The sequence below is a fragment of the Rhizobium sp. P1_E1 genome (genome assembly GCF_056406015.1).
In genome coordinates, this window is record NZ_JBFUAY010000315.1 from 1 (window position 1) to 4002 (window position 4002).

Genomic DNA, 4002 nt, shown 5'->3' on the forward strand with positions numbered 1-4002 from the left:
GTGCCATTCATCCGATCACCATGAGCGTAACCGATGCTTATCCCGAGAAGTACGCCAACCGCCTGATGCCAGCCGAGCCGCTCGTCGAAAATCGCATTGATGGCGATGAGCTGCGCGACTGACGACAACTAAATAGCAAGGAAAACCCGCTTGTCCGCATGCGACCGATCATCGAAAGATTGCCTAATGTGTAGAGGACAAGCGCGGTGGCGAGCAGCCGAACGCTTGAGTTGCTCACGGATGCGCGGGAAGCGGTCGCCCCAGCCAGGAATAGGCAGACGGCTATGGAGAGGATGGCGCCAACACGCATCGATAAACCCCTGATGACGCGTTTGTCTAACGCCGGGCGGCCCGTCAATCCATCAGAGACTCGCCGTCCTCTACTCTGTCCGATCGCGACGTACCGCCTACTTGGCGATCAGTCTATTTTAAACCCAGCTCGACGCCTTTCGCAGCGCGGTTTTCGAGTGCGTCCTTCAACCAGCGTTCTGGCCTTTTCAAAACTTATGAACGTCTTGCACCAATTGCCCCGGATATGGGCTACACTGGAGATAGTCACCCGGAAGATCCATGCCGGAGCAGCTTGTGAAATCCGACATTATGACGTCAGTCGCGTGCTGGAGGAGTACGACGCGACAGGATCACCGTTCCGGATCAGCGCGACGACTTTGGCCTTGAGGAAGCAGAGCGTACGTGGTGGCAGATTATCGCACTGCCCCACATCTTCCGAAGTCGCGTAGCATTCAGAAAACGTTTCTGCTCAATGACTTAAAGAAKACGAAGGAGCGTTAGCCCTCGTGGCCATCGCACCTGAATACGTCTGGATGAGGTGATCGTTTATGTAACGCTGGCCCCACCCCTCTGAGTAGAGCAACATCGCCCGTTCGCACAAAACATCGACGTTCATCGAACGGGACCTGTAGAACCGAAACCACATGAGAACCGCGCTAACGAGGATCGCTTTTGGTGAACGCGTCAGCGCGGCAGTCGTTGCTCGCCGTTTGCGAAGATGGCAGGTTGCAAACCAAGGGGGTTTTTCGCTCAGCTTCGTGCGTTCTTTGGCTGATTGAGGCTAGGGGCCACTCGGCGCTGAAAGACTGGCATTCGCCGCCGTCGTGAAAGGGCCGCCACGGCGACCAGCAGGTCGCCCGCTCTCGCGAGTGCGAGCAACGCCGGCTCAAAACGGCCGCACCGCGGGGGTTGACGATAGGCGTCAGCATCGCCTGGCGTGCAATGAATGACGGCAAAACGATATTGCCTTTGCTGACAGTCTCGTCGTTGCCTGCTTTTGTAACGCGGTCACCAAAAGTCGTATCCGCCGCGGTTTTGCTGCGACGGCCCCACGGTTGCCTTGCCGTCGCGCCAGCCACGGCAAGGCGCTCCTGCAAGCAACGAGCTTACCAAGCGAAGGCTCAACAAACGCACGGCCTTTAATATGCCGGCCGCGACAAGGCGTTCAAATTGCCAACAAGAGGGTAAGAAGGGATACGCCGTCGGCTTTGCCCCCAGGTTGCGGATTTTTTTGATAGTGTGCCTCCCTAAGGAAGAACGATACATCAACTGCGTTCGCTGTATGGTGCTAAACCTTCCTGAGACCGCCGTCCGCAAGGTTACTTAGAACGCACTTATCCACCTGGACTCAGGGCAGTCTAGGTCACGATAATAGGCCGCCTGGGCGGGGTTTATTTCGATGATCGCATTATCTACCCTTGACTTAAAATCAATAGGATACAAGACTACACGACATCAATGACCCCTTTACTGGAGATGTAGTTGATACACTTCATCCGCTCTAAAGTCAGCGGCATTGCCGTCGTGATGTCCTCCGCGGTTCTCGTCAGTGGATGTGGTACGGTTTTCGGCAAGCCGACCGTATGCAGCACTGGCAGCAAGGACTATCGCTGCGCCGTGGCGAGGAAATCGCCAAAGCAGGCTGAGCCTTCCAAAACACCCGTTCGCCAGTTCGAGGCCGGGAGCCGCAATTACTGAGTTTGGATGCTAAAACTTGACCTTGAACAGCTGCGTATGCATGCGAGCGATCATTTCATCCCGCGCCAGACGTCAGATGCGATTCTCGCCAAGTGCAATCAGATCATCGCCAAACCTCTCATCGCCGTCGAAAAAGAGGCGAAGCGAGACGTCATCCTCCCTACGGCTCGAAAGCTGTTCGATCGGATCTGCGATCTTGCGTTCGGAGACTGTCTCGCAGGTGGAACCGTATATCGGCTTCGCGGCGCGCAGGAGATCTTGCAGGCGGCCGCCTTTCCGGACTGGAATCCCTCCCATTTTCTCGACACAGCCGAGATGAGCGCGACAGTAGCGATGGGGCTCGGCTGGTTTTCGCCGGTCATGCGGTCCAGCGATCGCCGGTTGGTCATTTCCGCCATCATCGAGAAGGGACTTTATCCGGGCCTGACAGCCGCAGATGATCAAGCCTTCTGGCTGACGGCGCGGCACAACTGGAATATCGTGTGCGRTAGCGCGATGGTGATTTCGGCGCTCGCGATCAGATGCCATGACGCACCGCTCGCTGCGAAGATCATCGACATCTTCGTGCCTGCCATGAAAAGTGGTCTGGAGGGTTTTGGCGACGACGGTGGCTATGAAGAAGGCCCGGCATACTGGGAGTTTGCGGTCCGCTACACCGCTCTGACCTATGCATTGCTAATGCAGGAGGGAATGATCGAGGAAGTTCCGATAGGCATAAGGAACACCTGGCGGTTCGGGCGGGATTCGAAAGGCCCCTCCGGTCAGGACTTCAACTTCGGCGACAACACGATTCTGTCCCGACGCTCGCCGGTGCTCGGCTGGCTCGCCAAGATATCGAAGGAACCCGAGGCGGCACAGTGGCAGCGAGACGCTGCGGGTGAACCCTCTCCCCTTGATCTTCTTTGGCGTGGTTCTTCAAAGCCGGTCAATTCGGCTGCGTCATATCTCGCCACGTTCGAACCCGCAGGAATGGCGGTCCTTCGCAATAGACATCTCTGGGCCGGCATTAAGGCCGGGCGAAACGATGTGAACCATGCTCATCTCGATCTCGGATCCTTCGTATTCGAAGCCGGCGAAAGGCGGTTTGTCAGCGATCTCGGCCGTGACGATTACGCGCTTCCGGGCTATTTCGATCCTAGCCGACGCTTTTCCTATTTCCGTACCCGCACCGAAGCACACAGCACGCTTATGATCGATGGTCTCCAACAGTCGCGGGAGGCATACAGCCTKCGGATTAGCACCCATCAAGCGCCCGACGCGCTTTCCGTTGCCTATCAGATTGTTGAGCCTGCCTTGGAGCACGTCTGGCGTCGCGGATGGATACTGCACGATGATCGTCTTATCGTCGTCGACGAGATCGAATTTCCGGACCCGTCGCCAGCCCATGACCTTAAGTGGCAACTTTACACCAACGCGGCTGTTGATCTGATTGGCGATACAGCCGAACTCAGCCACGGCAACAGGATGGTCCGCGCGAAGATTGCAACGCCCATGAATGTCAACTGGGAGCAATCGCAACCGGCAACCGGTGATGGGCAGTTCGACAATTCCAGTTTCACCTGCCTGTGTTTCAAAATCACTGTCCGGCAGACGATCCGGCTGCAGGTGGAATTGCTTACGCCAGGAGCATCTCCCCTTATGAGAATTCTGCCGGCGATCAACAAATGGGGGCTTCATGTCTGAACCGCTCTTGACCTGGTTGAAGACGCTGTTGGCACTGCGATTTGTCAGATCGCGGGCTTTTTCCGAGGCGGCGTCGGACACGCTTCATATCTATGCCTCTCAACCCGATCGTCCTTGCGTGCTGATTACAGTGATCGGCGTCGACGATACGCACCTCGACGAAATCATCACCGTTACGACGAAGAAATTCGGCGCCACTCATCGCGTGACCTACGTCACGGACACTCTGGATTTCATGCAGTTCCGCAACCGGCAGGCGGTCTTCGAATATCTCCCTTCGGCGCTCGAGCAGACGATGCATGCCAGCGAGATCGACTGGGGCTTCTATCT

2 protein-coding genes are annotated in these 4002 nt (G+C 56.6%); both read left to right on the top strand.

Annotated features, from left to right (window positions below):
- Positions 1 to 1995 precede the first annotated feature (1995 nt).
- Positions 1996 to 3672, top strand: coding sequence for a heparinase II/III domain-containing protein (locus tag AC1D1Z_RS34715; RefSeq protein WP_477853326.1), 1677 nt, complete (start codon positions 1996 to 1998; stop codon positions 3670 to 3672).
- Positions 3665 to 4002 (top strand): hypothetical protein (locus AC1D1Z_RS34720; protein WP_477853328.1); only part of this gene is annotated, 338 nt, incomplete at its 3' end. The genes AC1D1Z_RS34715 and AC1D1Z_RS34720, both read left to right, overlap by 8 nt.